Here is a 6040-nt window from a genome sequence, read left to right on the forward strand (position 1 = left end):
CCACCATTTCCGGTGCACTGGTACCAAATCCTACAATGACCATTCCAATCAGGAGAGAGGGCATGCCAAAATGGCGCGCAGTAGCTGCAGCACCATCTACAAATCTATCCGAACTCAATACCAGTACGATAAGGCCGCCAATAACGGCAAGAATTGGTAATACCATGTAATTTCCTTCCAAAAGCAACAGAACATTACCATGAATACCACATCCATGGATGTAAGGTTGATCTAGGCTTCCTGTTTACAGCATAGCAGTGTAATGAAATTTTTTTGCTTATTCAATCATCACCGATACAAGAAGTCATCAGCAAGTAAGCAATATTGTCTAGGTACTGTTGAGATTATAGGATTGCTATACAGAGTGTGATGAGGGCGCTATACAATCCGTGGATGATTACCAAGGAAAGGAATGAGCAGTATGTGATATTTCCCGAAGACGAGAGAAGGGAATGCCGAGAAAATGTTGTTACAACCACCTGAAGAACATCACCTTCAAAACTGTGGAAGAGTCCAAACAGTAGTTATAAGATAAGGTTGGTGAACTGTTTTGATTGGGTTACATCCAATCGCTTATGAAAGAGATATCTTCTGGATAGAAAATCTTCCGCCAAAGCAACGGCAAAGAATAGGAACCACAGTAATAGGAAATGACATCAGGAACGCAAGAACAATTCCGGTGAAAATCTGTTTTTGCAACCCCACATCTGATTTCATAAAATCGTATACTTTTATGATTTATACGCATAAGGAGTAACGGAACGATCATACACAACCACTGGGAAGTGATCAACAAAACGATTCTCAGTCCAAGGTCACGTTGCATCAGAACCTGTCGGTTCAGCCAAACTACCATAAGAAGCGTGCAAAAATTCCCAAGTACCACAGGAGTAAGGTCAATGCTGCCTGGCCTCTTTTCCTGCGTAAACGGATACTGGTGATCATTGTCAGCCTCTTATGTTGCTTGCTTGCTGCAGCCTGGTCCGCTGATCGTGCTACGGCCTCCAGAGAGAGGCGTGATAGAGATTTGTGTGCTGATCCTCTCCTTCAGTGCAGAGACATGGCTGATGATGCCGATCAGCTTTCCATCCTGTTGCAGTGCAGAAAGCGCTTCCAGTGCCGTCTCCAGGGTCTCCTCATCAAGAGACCCGAATCCTTCATCAAGGAACAAAGAGTCTACCCTCACCTTTCTGCTTGCCATCTGGCTTAGCCCAAGCGCCAAGGTTAGGCTTACGATGAAGCTCTCACCTCCAGAGAGGTTCTTTGTTGAGCGAATCTCGCCTGCCTGGTAGTTATCAACCACATTCAGTTCCAGTGGTTGGCTTTCATCCCTGATCAACAAATATCTGTCTGTCATTTTTTCAAGTTGACGGTTGGCATGGGACACCATCAGTTCAAAGGTGAGTCCTTGGGCAAAGGTACGGTACTTTTTCCCATCGGCTGAACCTATGAGATTGTGCAATGCGTCCCAGCGAGCGCAACGTTGTGTTTGCGTTTCTATGGCGATTTTCTTGCCCTGTAAGCGTCCCAATGCTGCAGAGTTTTCTTGCAGTGTATGCTTATAGGTGGAAATCTCATCGCGCAATCGCTTCAAAACCTCATCATAGGAGTTTGCCTGTGCCAGTACCTCTTCATATGGTGCATCGCTGAGACGTTTTACCTTCTCTATTTCCAAACGATGCATTCGATCTTTCAGCTTGGTCTCAATTGCAGTTCCTGCGTTGTCCAATTCCTTTGCTTTCCGGGATAAGGATTCCTGTTCCCCATAGGAAAGCCTCGCGTCCTTGAATGCCTCCTCATCAGGAAAATCAGAGGAGCGTAATGCTTTCAGGAATTGTTCTTCTGCTTCTGCAAGTTTGGGAGCCCGTTGCTCGATGCTCTTGTTTCTAGACTCTACCTTGCTTCTGGCTGTTGCCAGTTTTTGTTGAAGATCATTCAGTAGAGTCCTGGCACTCTTTTCAGCTGACTCGGCATCAGCAATTGCATCGGTCAAACGTTTTTCTTCAACATTCGGGATTACATCACCATACAAGCTTTTTCGCTTATCTTTTGTATCCGCTAGTTGTTGTTTTAGCGTATCAAGATGGTTCTTTTTTCCAGTCAGTGCTTTCTCCTGGGTGGAAATCATACCCTCTAGGCGTTTGATCTCTCCAACAATACTGTCGATGTGTTTTTCCATCTCTATCTTTTGTTTCGTCTTTTCCTGCCAGGCTTTCAGTCTGGAATCGAGAGAGGCCCGTAAGGAGGTAACCAAAGAAGCATCAATTTGGGTGATGCCCAAAGGCCTCAGTTTCTCTAGAAGAGATTGTATGATCTCATCAACATTTGAGCGAAGGTTTTTGATACTCAAAGCTATCTCGCTACAGGTTCTTTCATCGGACTTCTTCTCGCTGGCTGCACTCGTTTCTCTTTTCTCATACGCTTGCAGTGCGGTACGTGCATCAGTCTCCGCTTTCACAAGATTATGTATAACAATCTCCTGATTCTCCGCTTGTGTGATTAATGTTGTCAAAATATCAATGCGTTGCTCGATATCATCGCGAACGGGAATATTCCCTTTTGCAAAGGGATGTTCTATCGCACCACAGAGTGGACAGGGCTTTCCGTCCTCCAGCTTTGTACGAAGGCTTTCCAGTTCCTCAATTCTTTTGATATAAGCGATTTCTCGAAGCAGGGAATCCTTTTCCTTGCGGTAGGAGCTAAGCGGGATATCTTCTAGAAGTGTCTTCAATGCAATTTGTGCTTCCTGGAGATCAAAAGAGATCTGTTCAAGCTTGGATTTGCTTTCCGTGCATAGTGTCGTTGCTTCTTCCAGTTTCTTAGTAGCGGTAGATACCGCTTTTTCTGCTATTTTGAGGGAAGTTCCCTTCTCTTCTATCTCTTTCTGTTTCTCTAGGAGAGATCCTAATTGCTCTTCAATACCGGTAAGACCACTGACAAGCCATGCATCCTGTGAATGCTCAGCAAGATAATCTTCTATGGTTTCTTTCTGGGTTTCACTTTCAGCTTTCTTCTTCTGCTCCTCGATCAGCTTCTCTCTATCAGTATCAATCTGTGCAGTATCCTTTGCGTAACTTTCAGCCTCATCAGACACATTTTTTTCCAAACTAGCTATCTTCTGATCAAGAAACTGCATTTCCTTCAGTTTTGGAGTTGCTGTTTGCAATTCCTTTTTTCTTTGTATTGTCAGCTGTTCTGCATCTGTTAGAACTTTACCCTGATTATTTGTTGAAGTCTCCATCTCAGGGAGTGCTGATTCTTCATCTCCTAGGGCAGTCATGTCTTCAGCTTGTTGTGCGCGAAGGGCTGAGAGTGTTGCGTATATTCCATCCAGATATGATGCTTTCAGGGCATTGCTCAAGATTGCCCGATTTGGTTTGAATGTTTCCATTTCACGATTGAGTGCTTCCTTCTCTTGGGAAAGGTCATCGATTTCCTTGTTGAGATTTTCGATATTCTTCATCCAAAGCAAGGCTTCGTTTGTTTTTGACAAGTTGGAGATTAGGATTTTCTCCTGTTGGAGTTTTTCTTCCAGTTCCTTTTTTATGGTTATTTCTTGTTCGGGTTCCAGAATCACAATACCGGAAGTTTCAGCCTGGAGCAGTTTCAATGCTTCCTGTTCCTTTTTCTGTCTCTCATGAACTCGTTTTGAGATCTCAGAGTACATTTCGGTACCGGTTATTTGCTCTAATATTTTCGATTTCTGCTCGCTGTCTGCCTTCAAGAAAGAGTCAAAACTGCCTTGAGCCAAGAGGATTGAGCGGGTGAACCGGTCAAAATCCATTCCTGTCTTTTCTTCTATAACAAGCCCGACACGACTTTTCATTGTTTCAATGGGTTTTCCGCTATCGGCGTCAAAGATTTGATGTTCTGCTTCCTGCAGGTTACCCTCTGCCTTGCTCCGTGCTCTTCTCTGTTCCCAATGACAACGAAATCGTCCTGCGTTTGAGGCAAACAACACCTCAGCATAACAACTTCCTGTCTGTCTGCTCATTATCTCATTATTGCTTTTGGTGATTCTTCCTAGCCTAGGGGTTGCTCCATAAAGCGCAAGACAAATGGCATCGAGAATGGTCGATTTACCTGCGCCAGTTGGTCCAGTCAAGGCAAAGATGCCATTTGATACATATTCTGGATGGGTAAAATCGATAACCCATTCACCATAGAGTGAGTTGAGATTCTTGAATCTGAGTTCGAGTAATTTCATGATTTGGTCCTATTCAGCAAGGGTGTCTTCATCTTGCATTTCCAAGAGTATTTCATGATAGGCATCTCTTAGAGGCTGTCGCTCTTCCTCGGTTACCGCAAACGTATCGAGGCACCGTGTAAAGACTTCTTCCGGGTTTAGGTCTTCCAACGTTTCCTGTACCTGCATTGATGCCATAACACGTTGTATGAATTGACGATTACGTATACGGAGTATGGTGAGGTTTGAATCTTTTACAAGTTCCTCACACTGTTCACTTAGATTGGTGACCATCTCGGGTGCTGTATACTCAATCTCCAGATAGGCAGGCTCACCATTCTCCTTAAGCTGTAGAATTCTTGAGGTAATGTTCTCCATGGTTCCCTTGATGCTTTCCAGATGTTGAAATGATGGTATGGGAAGAGGCTGTATGGAAAGGGTGTTTTCAAAATGCAGCAATACCACCTGTTTCTGCTGTCTTGCTTCCCCAAATCCCATGGGGATTGGGGATCCGCTGTATCGTATCGTATCCTTGCCACCTACACACTGTGGTACATGGAGATGCCCAAGCGCTACATAATCCAGGAAATCAGGGAAGACAGTGCTGTCTACCTGTGCAAGGGAGCCGATGTAGAGTTCACTAACACCATCTCCCTCAACTGTCCTGCCGCCTTGTGTGAAGAGATGCCCCATTGCAATGATGGGCAGATTGTTTCCCAATTCCATTTGTCTTTTTTTTGCAATGCCACAAACTGTCTTGTAGTGTTCCTTTATTCCTTCCAGGAGTTTTTTGTTCTTGTCATCAATGGTCTCTCCTGCTTCTGCATAACGGATGTCCTTGTCCCGCAAATATGGAACGGCACAGATAATGGCCATCGGTTTACCGTCGGCCTCAGCTACAAGGACCTCTTCTTCTGGTGTTTCTCTCTTGGATCCTATTACGTTCACATTGAGTACATGTAAGAGGGCACTTGGAGCTTGCAGGAATGATGGGCTGTCGTGGTTCCCGCCGATGATTACAACGGTCTTGCAACAAGTTTGGGAAACCTTGTAGAGAAACTCGTAGTAGAGTTGCTGGGCTCGGTTGCTAGGCGTACTGGTATCGAAAATATCACCGGAGACCAACAAAATGTCTACTTGTTGATGTTCGATGGTCTCGACCAACCAGCTTAGAAATGAGGCAAATTCATCATAGCGTTTCTGTGAGAACAGCGAACGACCAAGATGCCAGTCTGAAGTATGGAGAATGTTCATGAAGGCTCCTGAAAAAGAGTTGTACTCATACCACCACAGTATAGGCTGACAGCAGGTGATTCTCAACCAAATGCACGCAGAAATCTGGGTAACTTCCAATTTTTTCCTGATTCAGTGTAAGGAGCTTTGAATGTTTGGTTGCTTTACATGAGAAACCCGCCTTCGGAAGAAGACGGGTCGTGTTTCTGGAGGTGGGGGGATTCGAACCCCCGTCCTAACGTGCCACCCAGGGACGTCTACAAGCTTAGCTGGTGATCAAATTTTCCAAAGTGCGTTAGGTTCACCGGCAAAACGTCCGCTCTTTGTAGCCTACTTTAATGTCCCCTCCCCCCATAGGCACTGGGTTGGGTAAGCTCTTACTTTTACAGGTATCCGTTGCTTAAGAGCGGCAGCAGACGGGCCTGTACGTCCTCGTGCTGTTACGCAGCGAGAGCGTATTCTGCTTCGAAGGAGACTTCGTCTTCTTTTTTGGCAGTTAATTGTTTTTGCTAGTTTTAGGAGTTGGCGCTCCGCTTGCAGCCACTGGCCTGATCTTCCGCCAGTCGAAACCGAAACACCCCCAATGGGACTAATCCCTTGAGGTATCTTTATTATACTCAG

General features: G+C 45.1%; 2 protein-coding genes, 1 other RNA gene and 1 pseudogene. All 4 read right to left on the minus strand.

Annotated features, from left to right (window positions below; translation table 11 throughout):
- Nucleotides 1–166: pseudogene (locus AB7S66_RS10795) on the minus strand (calcium/sodium antiporter); the annotation flags it as partial.
- 789 nt (nucleotides 167–955) lie between these two features.
- Entirely contained in the window at nucleotides 956–4207 is a 3252-nt protein-coding gene (locus AB7S66_RS10800) for an AAA family ATPase (RefSeq protein ID WP_428519896.1), read from the minus strand.
- 9 nt (nucleotides 4208–4216) lie between these two features.
- Nucleotides 4217–5440 (minus strand): exonuclease SbcCD subunit D C-terminal domain-containing protein, encoded by a 1224-nt coding sequence (locus AB7S66_RS10805; protein ID WP_428519898.1) that lies wholly within the window; start codon nucleotides 5438–5440, stop codon nucleotides 4217–4219.
- Between the two features lie 183 nt (nucleotides 5441–5623).
- Nucleotides 5624–6001, minus strand: a transfer-messenger RNA (tmRNA) gene (gene ssrA, locus AB7S66_RS10810).
- Nucleotides 6002–6040: the final 39 nt, after the last annotated feature.

The organism is Sphaerochaeta sp., assembly GCF_050178175.1.
Taxonomy (GTDB): Bacteria; Spirochaetota; Spirochaetia; order Sphaerochaetales; family Sphaerochaetaceae; genus Sphaerochaeta.

Excerpts from the sequence above, each read along its gene's own strand:
- AB7S66_RS10805 (WP_428519898.1), bottom strand. The coding sequence starts at position 5,440 with ATGAACATTCTCCATACTTCAGACTGGCATCTTGGTCGTTCGCTGTTC.
- AB7S66_RS10800 (WP_428519896.1), bottom strand. The coding sequence starts at position 4,207 with ATGAAATTACTCGAACTCAGATTCAAGAATCTCAACTCACTCTATGGT.